We start from the raw sequence: 23778 nt of genomic DNA, 5'->3' as shown, positions 1-23778 counted from the left end.
ACATGGTGCTTCTCCTCTGGTGACTTTGGTGGGTGTGGGAGAGCGGTCTGGCCCCGGATGGGGGGGGGGGGGGGGGGCCGGGGCGCTCCGGCCCCGGCCCCGGTGAGGGCTACTCCTCGGAGTCGTCCTCGGCGTCCGCGTCAGCGTCGGCGTCCGCGTCCGCGTCAGCGGTGTCGCCGCCGTTCTCGGAGTTGGTGCGCTCGATCTCGGCGAGCACGCGCTCCTTGAGCTCGTCGCCCAGGGGGGCGTAGCCCAGCTCGGCGACGATCTCGTTGGCGCCCTCGTCGGTCAGGGCCCAGGTCCAGAAGTCGATGATGGCGTCGGCCTCGGCCTGCTCGTAGCCGCAGGTGTAGGTGAAGATCCAGTTGGTGCCGGCGATCGGGTAGCCCTCGCCGCCGATGTTGTCGATGCTGAAGCGGAAGTCCTCGGGGATCTCCGCCTCCTCGGAAGCGGCCGTGGTGGACTCCAGGGTCGGCGCGATGGCCTCGCCGTCGGAGTTGATCACCTTGGCGGCGGCCAGACCGGCCTCCTGGGCGAAGGCCTGGTTCACGTAGCCGACGCCGCCCGGGTTCTGGCTGATGCCCTGGGCGACACCGTCGTTGCCCTGGCCGCCGACCAGGCCGGGTGCCCAGTCGATCTCGCCGCCGGAGCCGTACTCGTCGGCCCACGACTGCACCTCGGTGGAGAGGTAGTGCGTGAAGACCTCGGTGGTGCCGGAGCTGTCGGAGCGGTGGACCGGGATGATCTCGTCGTCCGGTAGGTCCATGTCCGGGTTGAGGTCGGCGATGGCCGGGTCGGTGTAGGAGGTGATGTCGCCGGAGTAGATACCCGCGATGGTCTCGGCGTCGAGGACCAGACCGTCGAGGTCGGGGTTGTCGAAGGCGATGACGACCGAGCCGAACACGACCGGGAACTGGAGCGCGTCGCAGCCGCGGTTGCCGGCGGCGGTGGCCAGGTCCTCGTCGGTCAGGTAGCGCTCGGACGAGCCGAAGTCGACCGTCTGCTCCAGGAACTGCTCGATGCCGGCGCCGGAGCCCACGCTCTGGTAGTTGATGCTGACGCCGGGCTGTGACTCCTGGCTGTAGGTGTGCATCCAGTCCTGGAAGAGCGGGTCGGGGAAGCTGGCCCCGGCACCGGTCAGCGAGGCGCTGAGCTCGGCACCGTCGGAGCCGTTGTCCGCGCCGTCGGAGCCGTTGCTGCACGCCGTGGCGAGCAGGGGGATGGCCGCCAGGACGGCGAGCTTGGAACGCCCGTTGCGCATGTCGTAGTTCTCCTCGTTGAATCACCGCTGTCGGGGCTGACGTGAAACGACACTAGGCGCGCAGAAAGTCGCGGTGTCATCGAAATAGAGGCGGTTGGGTAGAAGAACAGTGAATGGCAGGTGAATGGGGGTTACTATTCGATAACGGGCGCCGGTTGTGGAGGTGTGCGCCCTGGTGGGGGTGGGTTTTCGGGGTGTGGACGCATCCGCTCTGACCTGCTGTGATGAGGGGTGTCCGAGCGTGCTCCCCGGGGGAGGGGGTTCAGGGGGATGACAGATGCGTATTTCTGGCCCGTCATCGTTCCGTGGGTCGCCGGAAAAGGTGACCCCACATGAACGACGGGCCGCTCCGGTGTGGTCCGGAGGGCCCTCGAAAACCACGCGGATTCCTTTTTTGGTCTACCGCTCGGCCTACCCGCCGTTCGCCGTGTCGAGACGGTAGCCGATGCCGCGGACCGTGTGGATGAAACGGGGCTGGGCCTCGGAGTCGCCCAGTTTGTGCCGCAGGCGCCGTATGTGGACGGCGATGGTGTTGTTGACCGGGGGGAGGGGCTTGCGCCAGACCTCGGTCCACAGCTCCTCGCGGCTCACCACCCGGCCGCTGTGCCTCAGCAGGAAGTCCATGATCCCGAACTCACGCAGCGCCAGGTTGACCGGCTGGCCGTCGACGAACAGCCGGTGCCCCAGGGCGTCCAGCTCCAGGTCGCCCGAGCGCAGCGCCACCGGAACCCCCGGGCTCGGCGGCGGGGCGCTCTCGTTGCCCGGGAGCGAACCGCGCAGCAGCGCGGAGAGTTCCGGGATGCGGTAGGGGCGGTTCACGCAGGCCGTGGCCCCCGCCGAGAGGGCCCGCATCGCCCGCTGCGAGTCCCCCGCGCCCACCCCGATCAGGATCGGGATGTCCATGGCCCGGCGGGTCACCCGCACCAGCGTCTCCAGGTCCACCTCGGGCGGGGCGGCGTTGGTCAGCAGCGTGTCCGGCCGCACCATCCCCACTCGCAGCAGCGCCTCGGCGCCGTCCACGCAGACCGTGATGTCCACGTCGTGTCCGCTCAGCGAGAGCACGAGCTGGTGCGACTGCTCGGACTCCGGCTCCACCAGCAGGACCCGCAAAGGCCCCTCCGTGCGCGGCGATCTCCCCTCGTCGTCCGGCGCGCCCGTGGGCGGGGGGACCGGTGCGGAGGAGGTGAGCGCGGGCATGGGCGGGTCCACTTCGTCGAGAGAGGCGGGGGCGGGTGGAGCTCGACCGGTCGGGTTACCCGAAGCGACCCGAGATGTAGTCCTCGGTGCGCTGGTCGGAGGGCTTGCTGAAGATCGTCGCGGTCTCGTCGTACTCCACGAGGCTGCCGTAGCGGTCGCCCGCCTCGTCGACCCCGGCGGTGAAGAAGGCCGTACGGTCCGAGACGCGCGCCGCCTGCTGCATGTTGTGCGTGACGATCACGATCGTGTACTCCGCCGCCAGCTCGTACATGAGGTCCTCGATCTTGAGGGTGGCGATCGGGTCGAGCGCCGAACAGGGCTCGTCCATGAGGATGACCTCGGGGTTCACCGCGATGGTGCGGGCGATGCACAGCCGCTGCTGCTGGCCGCCGGAGAGGGCGAAGGCGCTGTCCTTCAGCTTGTCCTTGACCTCGTCCCACAGCGCCGCCTTGGTGAGGGTCTCCTCGACCAGGTCGTCCATGTTGCCGCGCGTCCCGTTGATGCGGGGGCCGTAGGCGACGTTGTCGTAGATGGACTTGGGGAACGGGTTGGGCTTCTGGAAGACCATCCCGATCCGGCGGCGGACCTCGATCGGGTCGACGTCCGGGGCGTACAGGTCCTCGCCGTGGTAGGTCACCCGGCCCTCGATCCGGGCTCCCGGGATGAGGTCGTTCATCCGGTTGAGCGTGCGCAGGACCGTGCTCTTGCCGCAGCCGGAGGGGCCGATCATCGCGGTGATCTGGCGCGGCCCCACCTTCATGTTCACGTCGCGCACGGCCTTGTTGGACCCGTAGTGGATCGACAGGTCGCCGATGTCGAAGACGGGGTCGCCCAGGCCGGGGACCTCGCGGTTGTACCGGACGGTGTCGGGGGCGATGCCGCGGCCGGACTCGGTGCCTCGCGGGGTCGCGGTGTTGCTGACAGACATGGGGCCACTTCCGGGTCGGACGGAGCTCGGTGCGTGAGGGGGTGAAACCCGCGGGAGTGCGGTCGATTCCCATGCAAATATGTCCGCGTGAAGCCCGGGTGAACGAACCCCGTGGCCAAGATGAACGCGGGCGGTGGAGTAGGAAGCCCCGGATGACCTTTCGGTGTCCTGCCCGGTCAGGCGGGGCGTGCTCGGGTGGCGGCGCGTCGGGCGCACCGGCCGACCCCCCGCGCGCACGAACGCCCCGGGGCCGTGTGCCGTCGCGGACACGGGCTCCGGGGCGCTCGTCGGCCCGGTGGGCCTCAGCCCTTGGTGTCGCCCTGCTCGGAGATCTTCTGCTTGACCTCGTCCATGTCCAGCTCCCGGGCCTGGGTGATCAGGCTCTCCAGGGCCTCGGAGGGGAGCGCGCCCGGCTCGTTGTAGATGACCGTCTGGTCGCGCACGATCATCAGCGTCGGGATGGACTGGATCTTGAACTCGAAGGCGAGCTCGCGCTGGGCCTCAGTGTCGACCTTGGCGTGCACGATGTCGGTGTGCTTCTCCGAGGACTTGTCGAACACGGGGGCGAACTGGCGGCAGGGACCGCACCAGTCAGCCCAGAAGTCGATCAGGACGAAGCTGTTGTCCTTCAGCGTTTCCGCGAAGTTGTCTTTGGTGAGTTCGACGGTGGACACGTGGTCTCCTGCTCTTCGTTCGTCTTGTGGTGTCGACCGGTGGCCAACTGCCATCCTCTTGGGTGCTACAGCGGTAGTGCCCACTCGTTTGTTCCACATGCCCCGCGGAGGGCGCGCGCACCCTCCGCCCGGGTGGTTTCCGACACAACGCGTGTTGTCTACCGGTTGGGGAGGAAAGGTCGTTCACGATTAGTGTCGGCCTGCGGGGCACGGGTTCATTGTCGTGACCGGAGTTCCCGCTGTGGGCCGAACGCCGAAAACCGGGGGGACCGATGAGCTCCGAGGGGTCGGAGGACGACCAGGGCGTGGACTACCGCTTCACCCTCGCCAACGAACGTACCTTCCTGGCGTGGATACGGACCGCGCTCGCCCTGTTGGCGGGTGCTGTCGCCGTCCTCCACCTGCTCCCCCTGGGCTGGGACGGGGCGCAGCGCACCGTCGTCGGTCTGTTCCTGGCGGTGCTCGCCGGAGTCGTCACCGTGTACGCGCCGTTGCGCTGGTACCGGGTGCAGCGGGTGATGCGCCGGGGGCAGCCCCTCCCGATGAGCCTGCTGCCGCTGGTCACCGCGTTCGCGGTGGGGGCGGTGTGTCTGTTGGTGCTGCTGGGGAACCTGCTGTGAGGCCCGCTGAGGGGCGCCGCGACCCGGGGCTCCAGCCCGAGCGCACGCTGCTGTCGTGGCAGCGCATGCTGATCCTGCTGGTCGTGGTGGGGTTGGTGTACCTGAGGGGGCCGCTCGACCCCGGCTCGACGGTCCTGCCCGACGTGGGGCTGGGGCTCCGGGCGGGCGTCATGGCCTTCACCCTGCTGTTGGGCGCCGGGCTCGGACTTCACCTGTGGCTGAGGTGGCGGCGCACCGGGCACGGGCTGCGGGAGCCGGGGACGGGGCGGCCGCCGCTGAACGTGGCCCGCCCCTGGGCGATGCTCCTGCTCAGCGCTGGTGTCCTCGCTCTGACCCTGGTCGTGGTGGCGACGGTGCTCGTGCCCTGAGGAGCCCGGCCCGGGCGCGGACGCGTGGTGGCCGGGGTGTCACCGAGGCGGGGGCCGGGCCTCGTGACGTTCACTCTCGCTGTGCCAGGGGTCGCCGCCGCGTCCGTGCGCCGCCGAGGCCTGGCCCTAGGCGGGCGCCGGGACGGAACTGGTCGAACGGCGGTGCTCGACGAGGGAGTCGATGATGGCGTTGAGGTCGCGCGTGGGTTCGTAGCCGATCAGGCCCCGTGCGAGCGAGGTGTCCGGGTAGCGGCGCTGCATGTCCTCGTATCCCTCGCCGTAGGCCTCCTCGTAGTCCACGTAGGTGATCGGGCTGCGCGACCCGGTCAGGCCCACGACGCGGTCGGCCAGCCCCTTGATCGACACCTCCTCGTGCCCGCCCAGGTTGACCGCCTGGTTGTAGGCCTCGGGGGTGTCCATCAGCCGGGTCAGGGCGGGCACCACGTCGAACACCGAGCCGAAGCAACGGCGCTGGGAGCCCGAGCCGTACACGGTGATCGGCTCGTCGGCCAGGGCCTGGTCGACGAACCGGGGCACCACCATGCCGTACCTGCCGGTCTGCCGGGGTCCCACCACGTTGAAGAAGCGGGTGATGACACAGGGCACGCCGGACTCCGTGCCGTGCACGTACGCGACCAGCTCGTCCAACCCCTTGGCGGCGGCGTAGGACCAGCGGCTCTTGGTGGCCGACCCGTAGACGCGGTCGGCGTCCTCCCTGAGCCCGTCCGCGTCGTTCTTGCCGTAGACCTCGCTGGTCGAGGCCACCATGTAGGGGACGCGGTGGCGGACCGCCGCCTCCACGACGTTCTCGGTGCCGTGCAGGTTGATCCGCAGCGAACGCAGCGGGTTGTCGACGATGTTGTAGACGCCCACGGCGGCGGCGAGGTGGTAGACGGTCTCGGCCTCCGAGACGAGGTCGTTTACCAGGTCGCGGTCCAGGATGTCCCCCTGGACGAATCGGAACGAGGACGACCCTCTCAACTGGGACAGGTTCGACAGTGAACCGGTCGAGAGATCGTCCAGGACGGTGACCTCGTGTCCCTGTGCGACCAGGTGGTCGCACAGGTGGGAGCCGATGAACCCGGCTCCACCGGTGATGACGGCCTTCATGTTTTCCCTCCACTACGGGTGGTGTGGGTGTTCTGCGCTGCACGTGGGGAGGTGTTCGTGTGACGGGTGAGGGAGCGGGTCGGTGTGTGCGGTCGGCGCCGGGCGCGCGGGCGCGACGCGCCGACGTCGGGCGTGCGCGCCGTCCGTCCGGTCAGGCCAGCAGGCGCAGGACGTGGTACCCCTCGCCGAGGGCCACCCCGGCCTGCATGCCCCTGAGGACGGCCAGGCTGCGCAGGGTGGGCTCCGAACGGGTGTGGGGGTGGGCGTGGCTCTGCGAGCCGTACAGTTCCATCGCCTGGAGCTTGGCGCGCAGGTCCGCCTCGGTGAGTTCCACGACGAGGTGGGGCGGCTCCACGGGCTCGGACCGCCACTGGTCGGCGGCCTCCTCGTAGGCGAGCACCGTGTCGGGGTGGTGGCGCAGGGCCCGGTTCGAGGGCCGCAGCGCGGTGTGCGCGGCCTCCGACACGGCCCGGTGGTCCTGGTTGTAGCTGGTGCGGTGCGGCACGAGCACCGTGGTGGGCCGCAGGCGCGCGATCGAGAGCGGGCTGTCCCGCTCGATCAGCTGGGTCAGCTCCACCCGGGGGACCGCGTCCAGCCGCAGGTGGTACTCGTCACCGGGCAGCGCCATGTGCCAGTCGTCCCACTGGAAGTGCTCCGCGACCTTCTTGATCTCGGTGTGGCGCTCCTCGGCGGTGGAGAAGCCCCGGGGGGACTGGTCCACGGTGTCGCCGACCGTGAGGAACTGCACGAAGACCTCGGCGCCGGCGCGCTTCGCCTTGTGCATGAGACCGCCGCAGCCCAGGGTCTCGTCGTCGGGGTGGGGGGAGAAGACCAGGAGGCGCTCCCGTGACCAGTCCGTCGTCATGCCAGTTTCCCGTTCTTTGCCGAAGTGGGGGTGATCCGTCCTCACCCGGGCCGCCGGGGCCGCCGCGCCCGCGGGAGGAGTGCGCGGTGCTCCGACCGCCGACCGGTGTCAGCCGCGGGACCTCGCCCGGCGGAGTACGTCCAGCGCGTCCGGTCCGGCGTTGAGCAGGAGGTCGAGCGCCGAGAGGCGGGGCACGAAGTCGTCGGCGGGCCCGCGCGTGTGCTGCGGGTACTCCGGGTGGCGGAAGTCCTGCCACTCGACGCCGACCCCGTACCGGTTCAGGACCTCGGGGTCGAGGTAGTCCCTGGCGCCGTCGCCCGAGAGCAGCGTGTCGGCCCCCGCCTTGGCGCTGATCTGGGCCAGCAGCTCGCTCTTGTATCCGGGGAAGTCCCCGAGCTCGCTGGCGCGCAGTACGGGTGTGTCGATCCCGAAACCGCGGGTCAGCAGGCGCGTGGTGGCGATGGCCAGGTCCGCGAGGCGATCCCACTCCGTGGAGTACAGGCGGGCGATTTCCTCCCGGTAAAGGTCCCAGTAGGGCGCCTTGCGGTAACAGTGTTCAGAGAGTGCCCTGAAGTGCTTGTTGCGCCATTTCTGTGAGTTGTCGATCCTCTTGTCCAGGATGCGTTCTCCGCGACTCGTCTGGGTGACGGGCACGGTGAGCAGGACCGGATCTCCATGCCCGGCGACGTAGTTTCGGTTCTGCCATCCCCGCCGTTCGAACTGCACCGTGTCGAGCATGATGAAACGGTCAGAACGGTCGATCTTGTCGATCAGTCCCAACCAGGGCCAATAGTGCGGCTGGTGGACCGCCACGCGCACGCGCGCGACGTCTTCGCTGGTCGTGGCGGGGTCATCGGAGTTCGCCCCCGGGCCGTCGTGCGGAGGATCTGGCGAGGGGGATCGCGGTTCGCCGATCACGCCGGGGGTTCTCCTTAACTCGTCGGTCGGGTGCGCCGGGGGTTTACCAGGAGCCCATACGCCCTCGTATAAACCGGGGGCGGAGGCCGCCTCCGGCACCTCGTCGCAAATATCTTCTAATGGGTACCACCTCACGCAAGCCCGTGTATACGATTTGCGTGGCCTACATAGGACGCGAACCCGGGTGAACCCACCGGTCGCGCAGGGCGTCAACCTAGCGCCGACTTTGCTGGTTAATGTCGGTCCGAAAACCGAGACCTTTCGGAGGGTCCCAGGGCTGTGCGTATCGTGCGTTTCGTCGGCGGGCTGCTGACCGGGCTGGTCGCCCTGGTCCTGGCCGTCGCGCTCTTCGTCTACTGGTTCGACTTCGCCTCGACCATGGCCGCCGCCGCGGGGGTCGGTGCCCTCGGGTACGTCTTCCTGTGGATGGCCTTCGGCCTCAACCTCCTGCTGTGGACCGTGGTCGGCCTGATCCGGCTGGCCGAGGGCGGAGCCCGTGCGGCGCTGCGCCGACGACCCGGGGACCGGGGGCGCGCCAGGGTGTCCGCGGGCCGCGCCCGCCAGCGCCACCTCGTCGGCGCGGGTGCTCCCGCGGGCGGCGCGGCCCTGGCAGGGGGAGGGGACGGGGCCGTCGCGGCGGTCGAGGAGGACCTCCCCGACACCACGGCCCCCGGCGGGGCGCTGGAGGAGACCGGCACGGAGGACGCCACCCTCGCCGTCGTCATCCCGGCCCACAACGAGGAACCGGTGATCGGTGCCGCGATCTCCTCCGCCCTGCGGCTGTTCGCCCGCTGGGACGTGTACGTGGTCTCGGACTCGTCCGGGGACGCGACCGCCGACATCGCCGCCCGGACCGGGGTGAACGTCCTCGAACTCCTCACCAACCGGGGCAAGGCGGGGGCCATCGAGGCGGTCATCGAGGAATTCTCACTGACCGAAAACTACGACGGCGTCCTGATCCTGGACGCCGACACCGAACTCGACGCAGGATACGTCGAGGGCGCCAGACGTCAACTGCGAGACCCCGGTGTGGCCGCCGTGGCGGGCTTCGTCGTCTCGGAGTGGAAGCCGAGGGAGCGGGGCCTGGTCGGGCGGGTCATCTCCGCCTACCGGGACCGCCTCTACTTCATGCTCCAGTACTTCATGCGCTTCGGGCAGACCTGGAGGAGGACCAACGTCGCCTTCATCGTGCCGGGGTTCGCGAGCGTGTACCGCAGCAGCGCCCTGCGGGAGATCACCATCAACCCGCCGGGGCTGGTGATCGAGGACTTCAACATGACCTTCGAGGTGCACCGCAAGCGCCTCGGCCGGGTCTCGATGCGCCCGGACACCAAGGCCTACAGCCAGGACCCGTTCACGTTCCGCGACTACCGCAAGCAGGTGGGCCGGTGGACCCTCGGCTTTTGGCAGACGGTGCGGCGGCACGGGGTGTGGCCGAGCGTCTTCTGGGCCGCCCTGGCCCTGTACGTCGTCGAGGTCGTCCTGGTGTCGGTGCTGTTCCTGGTGACGGTGGCGATCGCCGTGTTCGTGCTGTTGGGCACGGTCGCGGGTGAGGCGATGGCGGGGGCGCCGCTCCTGGCCGACGGGTTCACGACGGTGACGGCCTTCCTGCCGCTCACGGCCCTGGCCATCGGCCTGCTCGTCCCCGACTACGTGCTCACCTGCGTCATGACGATGGTCCGGCGGCGGCCCTCGTACCTCTTCTACGGCCTGTTCTTCTTCCCGATCCGGATCGTCGACTCCTACCTGGCGCTGCGGATGATCCCCCGGGCCTGGACCGCGAAGTCGGACGGACGGTGGAGCAGCCCCACCCGCGTCTCCCACAAGGAGTCCCCGAAGGACGCCCGGGGAGAACTCGGGGAGGGTGCCGACTAGACCGCCACGACCTGCGCGGATGTGAGATGCACCGGTCACCCCCACCCCAGGGGGTCACCGCGGCGCACACCGCTTAGCCTCGATGGAGGGGACCCGACCCTCCTCGGGGCGCAGTCGTTGAATGGGTGAAGTCGCAGTGGACAAGAGGCGTGTGTCGTTCGCGTTGTACCGGGTGCTCGCGTACATCACGGGTGTTTTCCTGTTGGGCCTGACCTTCCTGGCCATGCCCGCCAAGTACCTCGTGGGCGAGGACTCGAGGTTCCACCTGGTGGGCGCCCCCCAGGGGTGGGAGCACTGGTTCGGCCCCGAGTCTCCGCTGATGCTCTACGTCGCCATGCCGCACGGGTACGTCTACATGGTGTACGTGCTGGTCGTGCTGTGGGTGGCGCTCGACCGCCGCTGGGGCGCGGGCCGCACCCTAGGCGTCGTGCTCGCCGGTACCGTCCCGGTCCTCGGCTTCGTGGTCGAGCACCGCGTGGTGCGGGCCGAGCGGGCGAAGGACCTGGCGGCCGCGCAGGCCTCCGGCCGGGCTCAGGAGCCCGCGGCCACGGCCTGACCGCCGGTCGGGGTCTCCTCCCCGCCCTCCTCCGGGCGCCGCTCGGCCAGTTCGCGGCGCATGAGGATGATCCAGAAGACCACGGCGGAGACGCCGAACATGGCCCACTGCACGGCGTAGCTGAGGTTGCGCCAGTTGACGGTGAGTTCCGTGGGCGGCTCGGGCGGTGGGACGGGGGTGAGCCCGTCCACGGCGGGTTCGCTTCCGGGCAGGGTGACGTAGGCCGCGTAGAGCTGGTAGTCCCACTCGCCGACCAGCACGGACGGGGCGATCCGCTCGACCGTCCCGGTGTCGGGGGAGCCCATCGGGACGAACCCCTCGGCGGCGTCCTGGGGTGGCTGGAGCCAGCCGGTGACGGTGACCTCCCCCTCGGGGGCGGGCGGCAGGTCGGTGCCGTCGCTCGACCAGCCGCGGCTGACGGTCATGGCCACCCCGTCGTCGGTGACCAGGGGCAGGACGACCTCGTAGCCCTCCTCCCCGTCCAGGCGCCGGGGTACGAGGAGCTGGGCCCCGCCGTCGAAGCGCCCGGTGGCCTCGACCGCCGTGTTGGTGGTGAGGTTGGGGTGCAGGAACGCACCGGGTTCGCCGAGGTCGGAGACGGGTACGGCGTCGTCCAGGTCCGCGACCGGGTTGGTGATGACGTCCCGGTCGGGCTGGAAGGCGCTGGTGCCCTGCCAGTAGGTGCCCGCGACGCACACGGCGGCCACGAGGACGGCCAGGACGTGCAGGCCGAGCCAGCGCGGGCTGAAGAGCGGAGATCTCACCCGACCAGGCTATGTCCGCCCTCGGAGCGCCCGCTCATGACCCCGTGTTGACGATGTCCACACCCCGCTTGGCCGGGTCCCACCCCAGGAATGACGATCACTTTAAGTAGTTTCTCGTGACACAGGGTTGTTATTCGTGGGTGTGGTGGGTAGTGTCTCTATCAACGCGGAACGACAAGATCGCTTCCACGTGGCAGACCTTTCAGGCCGCGACTCCAGGGGGGAGGAGTCGCAGGCCGCTTCCCAGGCGAGGGTTGCCTCCGTACTTTGAGGGGGGATGCGGAGGCGACCCTCGCCACCTCGTAGACGGGGACGTTTCCACTGTTCAGTGGGGACGTCCCCGTCGTTTTTCCTCGGTCTCACCCGCCCCGTGCGCGGAAGTCCGCCCACAGGTCGACCGCCCGCTCCAGATCCAACGCGGCGACCTCCTCGGGTCGCATGCCGACCGTGTGGAGCAGCCGTTCGGCCAACCACTTCGGGACGGGCTCCTTCGAGGCGGCCCGTTCGGGCTCCATCGGCTTCGCGGGTTTCCCGAGGTGCTCGATGGCTGCCGCGAGTCGTCGGGTGAGAGGGGTCTCCCTGGAAACCTCCCTGATCCGTCGGGAGGCCTCGGCGTAGACCTGGGCGTCAGCTCGTGCCCCGATGGCCCAGACCTCGCAGATCTCCACGTCCTTCTCGTCGGTCACGCGGTACACGACACGCCAGGTGTTGCGTCCGACGACGAGCTTTCGAAACCCGGTGAGCTCGCCGCCCAGGGGATACCCGGCTTCGGGGTTCTCCTCCAGGAGGAGGACTTTCTTGAGAACCCTGGGCACGACGTCTGGGCCGAGTCGCCGCAGGTCGTCGAGCGCGGCGTCAGTGAAGGTGATCTCGGCCATCAGTCCTCGGGACGTTCTTCGAGCGATGCGCGTGTGTGTCCGAACGCGTTCAGTACGTCGTCCATGGAGGTTCGGCGGCCGCTGTCGTTGAGCTCTCGCGCCATGACGAGGGCGAGGTCTCGCAGGTCGGCCTCGGATCGCTCCAGTTCCGCCAGCCTGGAGAACGCGACCACGGCCGCGACGGGTTCGCGGCGTCGGGTCACGATGAGCTCGGTGCCCTGTTCCGCGTCGTGCACAATGCCGGCGACGCCACGTCTCGCCGCGTCGGTGACGCTGATCTCCTGGGAGTGCTCGAGAATCGTCATTCCTCGACTGTATAGGAAAATGTACAGATGAGGGCTCGGGGTGCCTGGGTCGTTCCCGGTCGGGCGGGTCGTCGCGGGTGTTCCGGGGCGCGGGGGCAACCCCCGCCACGATTCCGAGGGGCGGGGGTCGCCGACCGGCAACACCCGCCCCTCGAAGGTCAGGCCCTCTTCTCCCGGCCCTCCCTGCGGCCCGCCGGTGACTCGGGCCGCCGCCACTCGCCGAGCGTCTCGGCCCGGCTGCGGTGGCGCGCCGCGTACACCCGCAGTGCCAGGTTGACGGCGTCGTCCCTGGTGCGCGCGCCGGAGAAGCGCATGGTCTCCTGAAGCGCCTCGTCGTCGATGTCGATCCAGGTCGGGCTCACTCCGCGCTCCTCGCCGCTCGGGATGGGGTCAGGCCCATCGTCCCGTACGCGGAGGGTGACGCGAACACCACCCGGGGTGCGTGGCGGTGTGTCGCCGGTCAGCCCATGGTCTTCTGGCCGTCCAGGGCCTCCCGGATGATGTCGGCGTGGCCGCAGTGCTGCGCGGTCTCACGGATCAGGTGGAGCAGCACGTCGCGCGCGGTCCAGGAGGCATCCTCGGGGAACCAGGGCGCGGCCGGGAGCTTCTGGCTGACCTCCAGGTCGGGAAGTGAGCGGAAGTAGGCGTCGGTCTCGTGAGCGGTCCTCTCGTAGTCGGCGAGCGTGCTCTCCAGGGTCTCCTCGCCGATGAGGCGGAAGCTGTTCTCGTGCTCCTCCTGCGCCTTGGGGGAGGAGTAGTCGACGTCGGGGGCCCCGTCGCGGACGAACTCCGCCCAGGAGTCCTCCACCGAGGCCACGTGCTTGACGATGCCCGCGAGGGTCAGTTCGCTCGCGGTGGTGCGTCGGCTCGCCTGCTCCTGGTCCAGGCCCTGGAGGGTGGTGAGCAGGAAGGCCCGCTGCTGGGCCAGGAACGACAGCAGTGCCTCCCGCTCGACGTCGACCCGGTCGTTCTTCTCGTTGGCGCCGGTCATGGCAGCTCCTTCGTCGCGTCCGTCTCGATGTCTCGACCCTAGGGAGCGAGGCGGTCAGCCGCTGTCCTCCTTGGCTGGCCATGACCCCGTTTTCTGGCTTCCTTGAAGACACTCTGGATAGCCTGGCGGTCTGGCGACCCGGAGGTTCCATGGCCCTGATTCCGCTCCAGTACCGACTCGACGGCCCCAGCCACGCACCCGTCGTGCTGCTCGTGCCGCCGTTCGGGACGACGATGTCGGTGTGGGACCCCCAGATGCCCGCGCTGACCCGGGACCGCCAGGTCCTGCGCGTCAACCACCGCGGACACGGTCTCTCCCCGGCCCCGGTGGGGCCCTACACGGTCCAGGACCTGGCGCTGGACGTCCTCGGGGTCCTGGAGGACCGGGGGTTCACACGCGTCTCGGCGGTCGGCGCGGGCCTCGGCGGTTCCCTGCTGCTGTGGATCGCCGCGAACTCGCCGCGCACCCTGGAGCGGCTCGCCCTGCTGGCCGGGACGTCGCGCACTCCGAGCACCCACTGCTGGGACCACGTCGCCTCCCGGGCGCGGGAGGACGGGATGGGCGCGGTGGTCGACGAGGTCCTGCTGCCCTGGTTCACCCCGGACCTGACGCGGGACCACCCGGAGGTCGCGGCCCGGTTCGCCGACGACCTGCGCGGTGTCGACCCCGGCGCCTTCGCCTCGATCTGCGAGGCCCTCACCGGGATGGACCAGCGCAACCTCGTCGCCAGCGTGCGGGTGCCCACCATGGTCGTCTCCGCCGCGCACGACCCCGTGCTCCCGCCCGGCCACGGGCGACGGTTGGCCGACGGGATCGCCGGGGCGCGCTTCGAGGTGGTCACCGGGGCCGCGCACCTGCTCGGAGTGGAGCGCGCCGAGCGGGTCAACGAACTGCTCCGGGAGCACGTGGCCCCCTGACCCGGGCCGACCTGGTCAGACCCCGTCGGGGAGGACGATCAGCGGGCTGTTGACCTCCAGGAGGTAGCCGTCCGGGTCGCGGAAGTGCGCGGCGCGGATGCCCCAGGCCGTCCAGTCGCGGGGCTCCATGACCTGGCGGGCGCCGTTCGCCACCAGCCCCTTGGACGTGGCGTCGACGTCGTCCACCTCGAAGATCACCGCGAGCCGGTCCTGGTGGGGGAGGTCCGGGTCGGCGCCGTCGGTCTCCAGCGCCTCCGCCATCACCTCGCGCTGGTTGAGAGCCAGCCGCGTGCCGGAGCGCACGTCGAACTCGGCGTAGCGGCTCTTCTCGTCTCCCCACAGGACGGGGAGTTCGAGGACGTCGGAGTAGAAGCGGAAGCACGCCTCGTAGTCGTTCACGAGGAGCCTGATGTAGCTACAGCGCATGGGGGCCTCCTGCCGTGCGGGCTGGGTAGTCGGCACCATTCTCGGGTCCGAGCATGACGTATTCCTGAGTATCCGTACCCGGATGCCGCATGGCCGGATGCGGTCACCCCGTGTCGCGATCCCCATCGACCCGCGTCGACCGGAGGCGATGCCTGCGCCGCGCCCGGTCACCGTGCGCTCGGCGGCGGTATCGGCCTTGCTCTCTTATGTAGTACATGTACTATCAAAAGCAACAGAGCACGGATGAAGAGAGGGAGTGCTGTGACGAGTCGGAAGGAGGCGGGCGCCGAGACCATCCACAACCGGATCGCGATGCTGCGGGCCGAGCGCGGTGTCTCCCGGCGCCAGCTGGCCGAGGCCCTCGGGGTCCACTACCAGACCGTCGGCTACCTGGAGCGGGGCGAGTACAGCCCCAGCCTCCACCTGGCCCTGCGCATCGCCCGGCACTTCGAGGTCCCGGTGGAGGTCGTCTTCTCCACGGAGCCCTTCCCCCGCATCGGCCAGTAGGCCCCGCCCGAGAACAGGAGTTCCGCATGACCCCCCACACCCCTCGCGACCGGGCGCTGCTGGCGGCCAGCGAGAAGCCCGCCATGGTCAGGGCCCGGGCCTCCCGGGCCCGCCGACGCCTCCTCGTCGTGCCGCTGGTCCTGCTGGTCCTGGCCGTCGCCGTCGCTTTCGTCACCGCCGACCTCTCCGGTGACGGCGACCCCCAGTACCTCCTGATGGCGGTCGGCCTGGGCCTGGTCGGCGTGCTGATCTGGCTGACGTCCCGGCTGAACCTGATCACCCGGATGGTCCTGCCGTCCCGGCTCCTGGACGAGCGCCAGCGCGAGGAGCGGGAGGACGCGCGGCGCGCCGGTCACCGCCTCACGGGCATCCTCCTGGGCACCAGTTTCGTCGCGGTAGCGCTCGTCACGACCTTCAGCCCGGAGAGCGTGGTCTTCCCGAGCTGGCTCGCCGTTCCGCTGCTCTGGCTGCTGGTGATGGCCCACACCGCGGCCCCGGCGCTCTGGCTCGCCTGGACCCAGCCCGACGAGCCGCTTGACGACGCCGATCCCCAGTCGGCGTGAGCACGTGGTCCCACCCTCTGAGAAGGAGCGCAGTGATGAACGCACGTACCGAGGAGAGGGCGCGCGCCCGGCGCCAGCGGCTGCTCGACCAGTTCGAGGACCCGGTGACCCGCGCCCTCTGGGCCGACCGTGGCGCCCGGGTCCGTAGGACGTACCTGTCGATCGCGCTGGCCCTGGCGAGCACCGCCGCCCTGACGTCCCTGGCACTGTCCCAGAGCGCGCTGGCGGTGACGGCCTCCAGCCTCGCGGTGGTCGTCCTCCTGATCGCGCAGACCGGGGCGTTCCACCGGATCGAGGCCGGATCACGGACGCTCCACGGCTACGCGGAGGTGGTGGACGAGCGCCAGCGCGCGGAGATCGACGCCGCCCGGGACCTCGGGCACTCGGTGACGTCGGCCCTGTTGATCCTGGTGGTGGCCGGGGCCGGGGCCGCCCAGCTCGCGGGAACGAACCCCTGGACGGATCTGACGGTGCCGATCGGCCTGCTGCTCCCGGTCGTCTGGCTGGTGCTGGTGGTGCACCGCTCGTTCCCCGCCTGCTACCTCGCCTGGACCCAGCCCGACGAGCCGCTTGACGACGAGTCCACAGCCTGAGCCGTGGGTCCGGGGTTCCTTCCGTGGAGCGGAGGTGCTCCGGGCCGGTCGCGACGGGTCAGTCCCGCAGCGGTGGTGAGAAGGACATCGACACGTTCATGGCGGCCCCGTAGTCGGGGCTCCAGGTATCGAGGGTGATGCCGAGGTCGAGCACCACGACCGGTCCGTGGGGGTCGGTGCCGGGCCCCCAGAAGCTCAATCTGTAGGGGTTGCCTCGGGAGGATTCGGGTGTCCAGAGGGAGCTGTCCACGGGGGCTTCCGGGAAGTCGCTGTCACCGGCGGCCCCGGACCACGTGGGGGTTCCCCAGACGCGCGAGATCAGGTCGGTGTAGCGCCTCCAACCGTCCACTCCCCTCTGAATGATCTCCTCCTTCTCCTCGGGGACCTCGGTCTCGGCCTTCACGAGGGAGGTGAAGAAGTCCAAGGACATGACGGGGGACCAGTGTCCGTTGGAGGAGAGTGTGGCCGTGTTGCCGCTCCGGGTGGTCACGTCGAGGGTGCGTTCGTAGGTGAGGGGTGTCCACCCGCGCTGGGCGCACCACTCCTCGAAGCCTGGGTCGATGACGGTGGGCGGGCCTTCCCAGACGCTGCCCCAGTCCAACTGCTTGAGGTCTCTGAGTTCGCTCAGGAGGGATTCGTCGGACATGGCGTGTTTGACCTGCATCAGGGCGTCTCCTTGGGTTGCGGGGGGGCTTCCACGGGTTCGTCGACGCGGTGGGGGAAGGGGCCGGTCGCGGTACTCGCCGGGTCAGGATCAGTCCCGCAGTGGAGGCAAGAAGGACATCGACACGTTCGCCGCGGCCCCGTGCGCGGGTTCCCAGGTGTCGAGGGTGATGCCGAGGGTGAGCCCTACGACCGGTCCGTGGGGGTCGGTGCCGGGCCCCCAGAAGCTCAGCCTGTAGGGGTTGCCTCTGGAGGATTCGGGTGTCCACCTCATGGAGTCGATGGGGGCTTTCGGGTAGTCGCTGTCACCGGCGGCCCCGGACCATGTGGGGGTTCCCCAGACCTGCGAGATCAGGTCGGTGTAGTGCCGCCAGCCGTCCACTCCCCTCTGGACGACTTCTTCCTTCTCCTCGGGGACCTCGGTCTTGGTCTTGACGAGGGAGGTGAAGAAGTCCAGGGACATGACGGGGTACCAGTGTCCGTTGGAGGAGAGCGTGGCCTTGTTTCCGCTCCGGGTGGTGACGTGGAGGTTCCGCTCGACGGTGAGGGGTGTCCATTCACGCTGGGCGCACCAGTCCTCGAAGCGTGGGTCGACGGCGGTGGGCGGGCCTTCCCAGACGCTGCCCCAGTCCAATTGCTTGAGGTCTCTGAGTTCGCTCAGGAGGGATTCGTCGGACATGGCGTGTTTGACCTGCATCGGGGGCTCCTTCGCTTACCGGGGGGTGTGCTTCCACGGGTCCGTCGACGCGGTGGGGGAAGCGACCGGTCGCGGTACCTCGCCGGGTCAGACGCCGTCGACGGCGCCATGGTTCTTCCGGAGGTCCGGGACCTCGGTGATGCGAGGAGCCACCCGGCGGAGGTCTACAGGAAGGGGTCGGGTCCGGCCCAGCCGTAGGAGTCCCGCCGACGGGCCTCGGCGAGCTCGTCCTCGCCCAGTACGCGGGGCTCGCCGATCTGGCGGGCCCGCAGGTAGGCGGCGCACAGCCAGTCGAGCAACCAGAGGTGCTCCAGGGCCTGTTCCAGGCCCTCACCCAGGGCCAGTCCGCCGTGGTGGGCGAGCAGGGCGGCCTCACGCCCCTTGAGGGCCTTCACCGCCTGGTCGGCGAGTTCGCCGGTGCCGTATGGGGTGTACGGGGTCACGCTGATCGCACCGCCCAGACCGGCGGCGCGGTGGTGGATCGGGGGCAGCTCGGCGAGGACCGCCGACACCGCCACGGTGTCGGTGGTGAACGCGTTGACCACCGCCAGCCCGTCACGACCGTGTTCGGCGGCGCGTCGGTGCACGGCCAGGTGGAGCGTGGTCTCGGCGGCGGGGTCGCGCCGTCCCTCCAGCATCCGGTCGTCCAGCGACATCACCGGGCAGTCGAGTGGCTGGAGCTGTTCCAGGGGGACGCCGTGCGGGGTGACGACCACCAGGTCGCCGCTGCGGACGCTGACGGTCCCGGCCTCACCGGGGGCGGAACCCGGGTGGTGGGCGATGGCGCGGGCGGTCAGACAGACGTCCCGGCGTTCCTGTTCCAGCAGCATGCGATCCTCGGTGGGGTGGCGCGGGCAGCGGTCCCTCGGGGGAGGAGTCGGACCAATCGACTTAGGTACACCTAATGTACGTCAGAACGTCGCGGGTGTCTTCCCCCCGTCAACGATCTAGGCGACCAGCCCGTGCCGGTAGGCGAACACCACCGCCTGTACGCGGTCGCGCAGGTCGAGTTTGGTCAGGATGCGCGAGACGAAGGTCTTCACGGTCTCCTGGCTGATGAACAGGCTCGCGGCGATCTCGCTGTTGGACAACCCGTCCGCGATCAGCCCCAGCACCTCCCGTTCCCGCGGGGTGAGGGGGAGTTCCGCACCGGCACCGTGTGAGGGCCGGATGCGGGCGGCGAACCGGCCCACCAGCTGACGGGTGACCTCGGGGTCCAGCAGGGCCGCGCCGGTGGCGACGGTCCGGATACCGTTCAGCAGCTGGTCGGGCGGCGCGTCCTTGAGCAGGAACCCGCTGGCGCCCGCCCGCAGCGCCTCGTACACGTACTCGTCGAGGCTGAACGTGGTGACCACCAGCACCTTCACCGGACGCTCCACCCCTTCGCCCGCCAACAGCCGGGTGGCCTCGATCCCGTCGAGCTCGGGCATCCGCACGTCCATCACGACGACGTCGGGCCGCAGGTCCCGCGCCATCTCCACGGCGGTCCGCCCGTCGCCGCACTCGCCGACGACCTCCATGTCGGGCTGCGCTCCGATGATCGTCACCAGCCCGGTGCGGATCAGCACCTGGTCGTCGCAGACCAGCACCCGGACGCTCATCGCGCGGAGGGGATACGGGCGTGCACGGTGAAACCGCCGTCGCCTCGGGGACCGGCGGTGAAGTCGCCGCCCAGCACCTCGACGCGTTCGCGCAGGCCCGTGAGCCCGCGCCCGCTTCCGCCGGGCGAGACGCCCCGGGGGCCGGGGCGCTCGGTGTTGACGTTCACGGTGATCTCCTCGGGTCGGTGCCGGACGTCCACGGTGGTGGGGCTCCCGTGCGCGTACTTGAGGGCGTTGGTCAGCGCCTCCCGCACGACCCGCTGCGCGACGAGTTCGGCGCCGCCGCGCGTCTGGGCGGGCACGCCCTCCTCGCTGAAGCGCACCGGCTGACCGGCCCGGCGGGTGCGCTCCACGACGTCGAGCATCGCCTCGTCGTTCTCGGGTGCGGGGTTGGCGGGGTCGAGCACGTCGAGGAGCTGCCGGAGGTCGGTGATGGCCTGGCGGCCGGTCTCGCTGACGGTCCCCAGGGTGCGGTCGAGGTGCTCGGGGGCGGCGGTGAGGTAGCGGGCGGCCTCGGTCTGCACGACCATCGCCGTGACGTGGTGGGTGACGACGTCGTGGAGTTCGCGGGCGATGCGGGCTCGTTCGGCGGCGAGGGTGTCGGCCGCCAGCCGGCGGCGGCGTTCGGCCTCGGCGACACGGGTGGAGCGCACCCATGATCCGATGCCCCAGGCGAGACCGTGCGCGAGGTAGAAGACCACCCACTCCGCGGGGGTCTCCCCCTCGCCCAGCCGGGTCAGTGCCAGGGCCAGGGCGACGAACGCGATGCTGCCGACCAGCAGGGTGGCGCGCCGGTGGCGCTCCAGGTGCACGCCCGCGCTCATCAGGGCGAGGGGCATCGCGGTCCCGGCGATCAGGTGGTAGCCGCTCAGCTGGTCGAGGGCGAAGCCGACCGCGACCAGGGCCAGAGTCAGCGCGGGCCACCGCCGTCGCCCGGCCAGCGGCAGGCACTGGAGGAGGAGCGCGACGACCCCCAGCGCGTCCATGGGGCGGTCCGCGACCCCGCCGACCTGGGTCCCGTACCCGTGCAGGGACGGTACGCAGGAGGCGGCCAGCAGGACGAGGGCGAGGGGGAGGTCTCGGACGGTGACGTCGAGCCGCCGCCACAGCGGGGGGAGGCGTCGGTACCAGGGCACGGACGCAGTGTAGTGGCGTGGAGGGACGGCTCCGCTCCCTTTGTCCCCCATGCGAGCTACGGGCGGGTGTCCACTCGGCGGTGACGACTCCCGGCCCCGGGTTCCGTAGCGTTTCCGGTGTCACGAAGACCCCTCCCGGCCGCCCACCGCTCGGCCGGACCCGCTGCCTGGAGGCGCCCCATGTTCCGCACCGTCCGTTCCGCCCGGACCACCGCCCTGACCGCCCTGTGCTGCGCGGCGGTGTTCCCGGGTCTGGTCGGCTGCGGTGTGTTCTCCGAGGTGGGGTCGGAGCTGGGATCGGCCGCCGAGGAGGTGCAGTCGGATCTGGAGGACGCCGCCAGGGAGGTGCTGACCGAGGGACAGCTGTTCACCGGGACGAAGACGCTCGACGTCGACGGCGCCTCCGTGCACGTCTCCTGCTCCGGGACGCCGTCGGACGGTCGGCCGGTGGTGGTGCTGATGGCGGGGATGGGGGACGGCCTCGACACGCTGGAGGGGCTCCAGGAGACCCTGGCCGAGGACGAGCGGGTCTGCTCCTACGACCGGCTCGGCGAGGGCGAGAGCGACCAGCCGGAGGGGCGGCAGAGCATCGACGACGCGGGCCGGACGCTGACCGTCGTCCTGGAGGACGTCGCCGGTGACGGCCCGGTGGTTCTGGTGGGGCACTCGCTGGGCGGCCTGATCGCCGCGCGCTACGCCCCGGACCACCAGGACCGGGTGAGCGGGCTGGTGCTGCTCGACGCCACGTCGCCGACGATGATCGACGACATCAGCGACGTGATCCCGGAGTCGGCCACGGGCGAGGGAGCCGAGGTGCGCGCTCAGAACATGGCGATCTTCGAAGGGGAGAACCCGGAGGCCATCGTGATCGACAGCGACCCGGAGGTCCGCTCGGCGGGTGACGTCCCGGTGGAGGTCGTCCAGCACGGGGTTCCCTACCTCGGTGAGATCGCCGAGTACGGGGACGACCTGGAGCGGGTGTGGTCCGAGGGTCAGGAGAAGTGGCTGGCGCTCTCCGACCGCAGTCGGCTCAGCACCGCCGAGGGGAGCGGCCACTACATCCACGTCGACGAGCCCGACGTCGCCGTCGACGCCGTCCGCCGGGTCGTGGACGAGGCCGCCGCCTGACCTTCCGGGTTCGAAGGGGCCCCGTCACCGGGCGAGTTCGAGGGGTCGTTGCGACACCGCTGGTGGGCTGGCCGGGTCCGGTGGCTTGGCGAGGCGCTCGGCTGGGGTTTCCCAGCCGAGCGTTGTGCGTGCGGCTGTTGAGGGCGGCTGTTGAGTTCGGCGGCCACGGCCTCCCGGCTCTCGGGACCGGCGGTCCTGCACGGCATGCGTCCGGGTGCCGCGTACGGGCACCGACGAACCACCGGAGTTCCACACAAACGCACGTCAAAGACTCGTCCCGGTCTTTCCCAGCGCGGTGTGTCCGCCGCTTCGTGGAGCGGACCGGGGCGTAGGTCTGTCCACGTGGTCTGGTGATATGAGCCACGGCCGATATGCCCACGGGCGCACCGTTTCTCCTGTTCAGCGGGGGTTATGGGAATGTTGTGGCGTATATGACCTACGAGACGAGGCTGTTTGTGACGAGCGAACCTGGGCAGAAGGGGTCCGTGAACCAGACCCGTGTAACCCTGCCGACCGTGCCCTACCTGTCCGAACCGGGAGCGGCCACCGCCACCAGCCTGTACATCGACGGCGAGTGGCGGGCGGCGCGCAACGGACGCGTCCGGGAGATCCTCGACCCGGCCGACGCCTCCGTTCTGACCATCGTCAGCGAGGGCGGCAGGGCCGACACCGAGGACGCCATCGCGGCGGCGCGGCGCGCGTTCGACCAGGGGGACTGGCGCGGCACCACCGCCGAGGAGCGCGGGCGCGTCCTCGAACGGATCGCCGACCTGCTCCAGCGCGACCGCGAGGAGATCGCGGTCATGGAGTCGCTGGACACCGGCAAGACGATCGAGGAGGGCGGGATCGACGTCGACGACGTCACCAACGTCTTCCGTTACTACGCGGGACTGGCCGACAAGGACGCCGGCCGCCTGGTGTCCGCCCCCGAGGGCGTCCACAGCCGGATCGTCTATGAGCCCGTGGGCGTCTGCGGCATGATCACACCCTGGAACTACCCGCTCCTCCAGCTGGCCTGGAAGATGGCCCCGGCCATCGCGGCGGGCAACACCATGGTGGTCAAGCCCAGCGAGGTCACCCCCGTGACCACCGCCAAACTGGTGGAGCTCACCACCGAGGCGGGGGTTCCCGCCGGTGTGGTCAACCTGGTCCTGGGCAGCGGGCCCGACGCGGGCGCACCGCTGTCCGAGCACCCCGACGTCGACCTGGTCTCCTTCACCGGGGGCCTGGTGACCGGGCGCCGGATCATGGCGGCCGCCTCCGAGACGGTCAAGAAGATCGCCTTGGAGCTGGGCGGGAAGAACCCCAACATCATCTTCCCCGACGTGGACCTGGACACGGCCGTGGACTACGCGCTCAGTGCCGCGTTCTTCCACTCCGGCCAGGTGTGCTCGGCCGGTGCGCGCCTCATCGTGCACAACGACATCCACGACGCCTTCACCGCCGAACTCGCCCGCCGAGCCGAGGCCGTCCGCATCGGCCGGGGCCAGGACGAGGGCGTCCGCTGCGGGCCGCTGGTCTCCGCCGAGCACCGCGCCAAGGTGGAGAAGGCCGTGGCGCGCGGTGTCGAGGAGGGCGCCCGGATCATCGCGGGCGGCAGGCGCCCCGACGAGGACGGGCTCCGGGACGGTTACTTCTACCGGCCCACCGTGTTCGTGGACTGCGACCGCACCATGGACATCGTCCAGACCGAGGTGTTCGGCCCCGTCGTCACCGTCGAGCGCTTCGAGACCGAGGCGCAGGCGATCGAGCTGGGCAACGACACCGACTACGGACTCTCCGGCGGCGTGTGGACCAACGACACCGCCCGGGGCGAGCGCGTGGCCGCCGCCCTGCGCCACGGCACGGTGTGGATCAACGACTACGGCCCCTACTTCCCGGGCGCCGAGTGGGGCGGGTTCGGCCGCAGCGGCGTCGGCCGCGAGCTCGGCCTGGCCGGACTGGACGAGTACCGCGAGGCCAAGCACGTCTACCGGAACCTGTCGCCCCAGCCGCAGCGCTGGTTCGGCTAACCCGGACCACCAGACCACCGGAACCCGGTCCGGGGCCCGCCGACCTCAGCACGACGGGGACGCGGACCACCTGACCACCGGCCTCCGGAGTCCGGGCGGCGGGGGCGCCCGGAAGACCCCAGGCCACCCGTCGGCGCGGTTCCGTCCTCCGCGCCGACGGGTGCCCTCCCGAACCCGTGCCGCGACCGTCGCGGCACCCCGACGCACATGCCCACCGAGTGCACG

At 70.3% G+C, this 23778-nt stretch carries 28 protein-coding genes; 10 read left to right on the top strand and 18 right to left on the bottom strand.

All coding sequences use genetic code 11. From position 1 onward, the window contains the following. Window positions 1-109: 109 nt before the first annotated feature. From pstS to trxA, 4 genes are all read right to left on the bottom strand, one after another. Window positions 110-1261 (bottom strand): phosphate ABC transporter substrate-binding protein PstS, encoded by a 1152-nt coding sequence (pstS, locus tag ABZ635_RS11890; protein ID WP_357762825.1) that lies wholly within the window; start codon window positions 1259-1261, stop codon window positions 110-112. A 411-nt stretch (window positions 1262-1672) separates the two neighbouring features. Continuing rightward, window positions 1673-2458: a response regulator transcription factor gene (locus ABZ635_RS11885; RefSeq protein ID WP_357762822.1), complete on the bottom strand. Its 786-nt coding sequence runs from the start codon at window positions 2456-2458 to the stop codon at window positions 1673-1675. 55 nt (window positions 2459-2513) lie between these two features. Next, window positions 2514-3386 (bottom strand): phosphate ABC transporter ATP-binding protein PstB, encoded by an 873-nt coding sequence (gene pstB / locus ABZ635_RS11880; protein WP_357762820.1) that lies wholly within the window; start codon window positions 3384-3386, stop codon window positions 2514-2516. 302 nt (window positions 3387-3688) lie between these two features. After that, the gene (gene trxA / locus ABZ635_RS11875) at window positions 3689-4060 is read right to left on the bottom strand and encodes a thioredoxin (protein ID WP_357762817.1); all 372 of its coding nucleotides are present in this window, start codon (window positions 4058-4060) and stop codon (window positions 3689-3691) included. Between the two features lie 272 nt (window positions 4061-4332). On the opposite strand from trxA, the gene ABZ635_RS11870 reads away from it, so the two are divergent. Both ABZ635_RS11870 and ABZ635_RS11865 read left to right on the top strand, forming a co-directional pair. Beyond that, window positions 4333-4680 (top strand): DUF202 domain-containing protein, encoded by a 348-nt coding sequence (locus tag ABZ635_RS11870; RefSeq protein ID WP_357762814.1) that lies wholly within the window; start codon window positions 4333-4335, stop codon window positions 4678-4680. After that, a complete protein-coding gene (locus ABZ635_RS11865) occupies window positions 4677-5048 on the top strand; it encodes a DUF202 domain-containing protein (protein WP_357762811.1) in 372 nt (123 codons plus the stop codon). Before ABZ635_RS11870 ends, ABZ635_RS11865 begins: the two co-directional genes overlap by 4 nt. 126 nt (window positions 5049-5174) lie before the next feature. On the opposite strand, the gene ABZ635_RS11860 is transcribed toward ABZ635_RS11865, so the two are convergent. The 3 genes from ABZ635_RS11860 to ABZ635_RS11850 all read right to left on the bottom strand — a co-directional run bounded on the left by ABZ635_RS11860 (window position 5175) and on the right by ABZ635_RS11850 (window position 7842). Beyond that, entirely contained in the window at window positions 5175-6158 is a 984-nt protein-coding gene (locus ABZ635_RS11860; RefSeq protein WP_357762808.1) for an SDR family NAD(P)-dependent oxidoreductase, read from the bottom strand. Window positions 6159-6309: 151 nt separating this feature from the next. Then, window positions 6310-7023: a PIG-L family deacetylase gene (locus ABZ635_RS11855; RefSeq protein WP_357762805.1), complete on the bottom strand. Its 714-nt coding sequence runs from the start codon at window positions 7021-7023 to the stop codon at window positions 6310-6312. A 108-nt stretch (window positions 7024-7131) separates the two neighbouring features. Beyond that, window positions 7132-7842: a WbqC family protein gene (locus ABZ635_RS11850; protein WP_357762843.1), complete on the bottom strand. Its 711-nt coding sequence runs from the start codon at window positions 7840-7842 to the stop codon at window positions 7132-7134. 378 nt (window positions 7843-8220) lie between these two features. Here ABZ635_RS11850 and ABZ635_RS11845 point away from each other — a divergent pair, with 378 nt between their 5' ends. Both ABZ635_RS11845 and ABZ635_RS11840 read left to right on the top strand, forming a co-directional pair. After that, entirely contained in the window at window positions 8221-9816 is a 1596-nt protein-coding gene (locus ABZ635_RS11845; protein ID WP_357762802.1) for a glycosyltransferase, read from the top strand. A gap of 121 nt (window positions 9817-9937) precedes the next feature. Next, complete coding sequence (locus tag ABZ635_RS11840) at window positions 9938-10372, top strand: DUF3817 domain-containing protein (protein ID WP_357762799.1); 435 nt, start codon at window positions 9938-9940, stop codon at window positions 10370-10372. Here the strand turns inward: ABZ635_RS11840 and ABZ635_RS11835 are convergent. From ABZ635_RS11835 to ABZ635_RS11815, 5 genes are all read right to left on the bottom strand, one after another. After that, window positions 10348-11136, bottom strand: coding sequence for an SURF1 family protein (locus ABZ635_RS11835; protein ID WP_357762796.1), 789 nt, complete (start codon window positions 11134-11136; stop codon window positions 10348-10350). The genes ABZ635_RS11840 and ABZ635_RS11835 overlap by 25 nt on opposite strands. Before the next feature lie 359 nt (window positions 11137-11495). Continuing rightward, the gene (locus ABZ635_RS11830; RefSeq protein ID WP_357762793.1) at window positions 11496-12014 is read right to left on the bottom strand and encodes a type II toxin-antitoxin system mRNA interferase toxin, RelE/StbE family; all 519 of its coding nucleotides are present in this window, start codon (window positions 12012-12014) and stop codon (window positions 11496-11498) included. Beyond that, window positions 12014-12319: a prevent-host-death family protein gene (locus ABZ635_RS11825; RefSeq protein ID WP_357762790.1), complete on the bottom strand. Its 306-nt coding sequence runs from the start codon at window positions 12317-12319 to the stop codon at window positions 12014-12016. Before ABZ635_RS11825 ends, ABZ635_RS11830 begins: the two co-directional genes overlap by 1 nt. 158 nt (window positions 12320-12477) lie before the next feature. Then, window positions 12478-12681, bottom strand: a complete 204-nt coding sequence (locus tag ABZ635_RS11820) for a type II toxin-antitoxin system VapB family antitoxin (protein WP_357762787.1) — start codon at window positions 12679-12681, stop codon at window positions 12478-12480. 98 nt (window positions 12682-12779) lie between these two features. Continuing rightward, window positions 12780-13310, bottom strand: a complete 531-nt coding sequence (locus ABZ635_RS11815) for a DinB family protein (RefSeq protein ID WP_357762784.1) — start codon at window positions 13308-13310, stop codon at window positions 12780-12782. A gap of 149 nt (window positions 13311-13459) precedes the next feature. Here ABZ635_RS11815 and ABZ635_RS11810 point away from each other — a divergent pair, with 149 nt between their 5' ends. After that, the gene (locus tag ABZ635_RS11810; RefSeq protein WP_357762781.1) at window positions 13460-14227 is read left to right on the top strand and encodes an alpha/beta fold hydrolase; all 768 of its coding nucleotides are present in this window, start codon (window positions 13460-13462) and stop codon (window positions 14225-14227) included. Between the two features lie 15 nt (window positions 14228-14242). Here ABZ635_RS11810 and ABZ635_RS11805 read toward each other — a convergent pair whose 3' ends face one another. Then, window positions 14243-14653, bottom strand: coding sequence for a VOC family protein (locus tag ABZ635_RS11805; RefSeq protein ID WP_357762778.1), 411 nt, complete (start codon window positions 14651-14653; stop codon window positions 14243-14245). A 312-nt stretch (window positions 14654-14965) separates the two neighbouring features. Here ABZ635_RS11805 and ABZ635_RS11800 point away from each other — a divergent pair, with 312 nt between their 5' ends. Genes ABZ635_RS11800 through ABZ635_RS11790 form a run of 3 tightly spaced genes read left to right on the top strand, consistent with a single transcriptional unit; the run spans window position 14966 to window position 16316 of the window. Beyond that, window positions 14966-15160 (top strand): helix-turn-helix transcriptional regulator, encoded by a 195-nt coding sequence (locus ABZ635_RS11800; protein ID WP_357762840.1) that lies wholly within the window; start codon window positions 14966-14968, stop codon window positions 15158-15160. A gap of 26 nt (window positions 15161-15186) precedes the next feature. Further along, a complete protein-coding gene (locus ABZ635_RS11795; protein WP_357762775.1) occupies window positions 15187-15723 on the top strand; it encodes a hypothetical protein in 537 nt (178 codons plus the stop codon). Between the two features lie 35 nt (window positions 15724-15758). Beyond that, on the top strand, window positions 15759-16316 hold the full coding sequence (locus tag ABZ635_RS11790; protein WP_357762771.1) for a hypothetical protein: 558 nt from the start codon (window positions 15759-15761) through the stop codon (window positions 16314-16316). A 58-nt stretch (window positions 16317-16374) separates the two neighbouring features. On the opposite strand, the gene ABZ635_RS11785 is transcribed toward ABZ635_RS11790, so the two are convergent. From ABZ635_RS11785 to ABZ635_RS11765, 5 genes are all read right to left on the bottom strand, one after another. Next, a complete protein-coding gene (locus ABZ635_RS11785) occupies window positions 16375-16980 on the bottom strand; it encodes a hypothetical protein (protein ID WP_357762768.1) in 606 nt (201 codons plus the stop codon). Window positions 16981-17070: 90 nt separating this feature from the next. Next, on the bottom strand, window positions 17071-17676 hold the full coding sequence (locus ABZ635_RS11780; protein ID WP_357762765.1) for a hypothetical protein: 606 nt from the start codon (window positions 17674-17676) through the stop codon (window positions 17071-17073). A gap of 164 nt (window positions 17677-17840) precedes the next feature. Beyond that, window positions 17841-18506 (bottom strand): class II aldolase/adducin family protein, encoded by a 666-nt coding sequence (locus ABZ635_RS11775; RefSeq protein WP_357762762.1) that lies wholly within the window; start codon window positions 18504-18506, stop codon window positions 17841-17843. A gap of 117 nt (window positions 18507-18623) precedes the next feature. Beyond that, window positions 18624-19277: a response regulator transcription factor gene (locus ABZ635_RS11770; RefSeq protein WP_357762759.1), complete on the bottom strand. Its 654-nt coding sequence runs from the start codon at window positions 19275-19277 to the stop codon at window positions 18624-18626. Continuing rightward, entirely contained in the window at window positions 19274-20413 is a 1140-nt protein-coding gene (locus ABZ635_RS11765; RefSeq protein WP_357762756.1) for a histidine kinase, read from the bottom strand. Before ABZ635_RS11765 ends, ABZ635_RS11770 begins: the two co-directional genes overlap by 4 nt. A 180-nt stretch (window positions 20414-20593) precedes the next feature. On the opposite strand from ABZ635_RS11765, the gene ABZ635_RS11760 reads away from it, so the two are divergent. Together ABZ635_RS11760 and ABZ635_RS11755 are read left to right on the top strand one after the other, a co-directional pair. After that, window positions 20594-21541: an alpha/beta fold hydrolase gene (locus ABZ635_RS11760; protein WP_357762754.1), complete on the top strand. Its 948-nt coding sequence runs from the start codon at window positions 20594-20596 to the stop codon at window positions 21539-21541. Between the two features lie 485 nt (window positions 21542-22026). Next, window positions 22027-23553, top strand: coding sequence for an aldehyde dehydrogenase family protein (locus ABZ635_RS11755; protein WP_357762751.1), 1527 nt, complete (start codon window positions 22027-22029; stop codon window positions 23551-23553). Window positions 23554-23778: the final 225 nt, after the last annotated feature.

Origin of the sequence: Nocardiopsis sp. NPDC007018 (assembly GCF_040635075.1) — a bacterium.
In the GTDB taxonomy this organism is placed as follows: domain Bacteria; phylum Actinomycetota; class Actinomycetes; order Streptosporangiales; family Streptosporangiaceae; genus Nocardiopsis.
Note: the sequence above shows the minus strand (reverse complement) of the source record. Positions and strands in the feature narration are given on the sequence as shown.

Coding starts and splice junctions, on each gene's coding strand:
- pstS (WP_357762825.1), bottom strand. CDS start 1,261: ATGCGCAACGGGCGTTCCAAGCTCGCCGTCCTGGCGGCCATCCCCCTG.
- ABZ635_RS11885 (WP_357762822.1), bottom strand. CDS start 2,458: ATGCCCGCGCTCACCTCCTCCGCACCGGTCCCCCCGCCCACGGGCGCG.
- pstB (WP_357762820.1), bottom strand. CDS start 3,386: ATGTCTGTCAGCAACACCGCGACCCCGCGAGGCACCGAGTCCGGCCGC.
- ABZ635_RS11870 (WP_357762814.1), top strand. CDS start 4,333: ATGAGCTCCGAGGGGTCGGAGGACGACCAGGGCGTGGACTACCGCTTC.
- ABZ635_RS11860 (WP_357762808.1), bottom strand. CDS start 6,158: ATGAAGGCCGTCATCACCGGTGGAGCCGGGTTCATCGGCTCCCACCTG.
- ABZ635_RS11855 (WP_357762805.1), bottom strand. CDS start 7,023: ATGACGACGGACTGGTCACGGGAGCGCCTCCTGGTCTTCTCCCCCCAC.
- ABZ635_RS11840 (WP_357762799.1), top strand. CDS start 9,938: ATGGGTGAAGTCGCAGTGGACAAGAGGCGTGTGTCGTTCGCGTTGTAC.
- ABZ635_RS11830 (WP_357762793.1), bottom strand. CDS start 12,014: ATGGCCGAGATCACCTTCACTGACGCCGCGCTCGACGACCTGCGGCGA.
- ABZ635_RS11825 (WP_357762790.1), bottom strand. CDS start 12,319: ATGACGATTCTCGAGCACTCCCAGGAGATCAGCGTCACCGACGCGGCG.
- ABZ635_RS11815 (WP_357762784.1), bottom strand. CDS start 13,310: ATGACCGGCGCCAACGAGAAGAACGACCGGGTCGACGTCGAGCGGGAG.
- ABZ635_RS11810 (WP_357762781.1), top strand. CDS start 13,460: ATGGCCCTGATTCCGCTCCAGTACCGACTCGACGGCCCCAGCCACGCA.
- ABZ635_RS11805 (WP_357762778.1), bottom strand. CDS start 14,653: ATGCGCTGTAGCTACATCAGGCTCCTCGTGAACGACTACGAGGCGTGC.
- ABZ635_RS11800 (WP_357762840.1), top strand. CDS start 14,966: ATGCTGCGGGCCGAGCGCGGTGTCTCCCGGCGCCAGCTGGCCGAGGCC.
- ABZ635_RS11795 (WP_357762775.1), top strand. CDS start 15,187: ATGACCCCCCACACCCCTCGCGACCGGGCGCTGCTGGCGGCCAGCGAG.
- ABZ635_RS11790 (WP_357762771.1), top strand. CDS start 15,759: ATGAACGCACGTACCGAGGAGAGGGCGCGCGCCCGGCGCCAGCGGCTG.
- ABZ635_RS11785 (WP_357762768.1), bottom strand. CDS start 16,980: ATGCAGGTCAAACACGCCATGTCCGACGAATCCCTCCTGAGCGAACTC.
- ABZ635_RS11780 (WP_357762765.1), bottom strand. CDS start 17,676: ATGCAGGTCAAACACGCCATGTCCGACGAATCCCTCCTGAGCGAACTC.
- ABZ635_RS11775 (WP_357762762.1), bottom strand. CDS start 18,506: ATGCTGCTGGAACAGGAACGCCGGGACGTCTGTCTGACCGCCCGCGCC.
- ABZ635_RS11770 (WP_357762759.1), bottom strand. CDS start 19,277: ATGAGCGTCCGGGTGCTGGTCTGCGACGACCAGGTGCTGATCCGCACC.
- ABZ635_RS11760 (WP_357762754.1), top strand. CDS start 20,594: ATGTTCCGCACCGTCCGTTCCGCCCGGACCACCGCCCTGACCGCCCTG.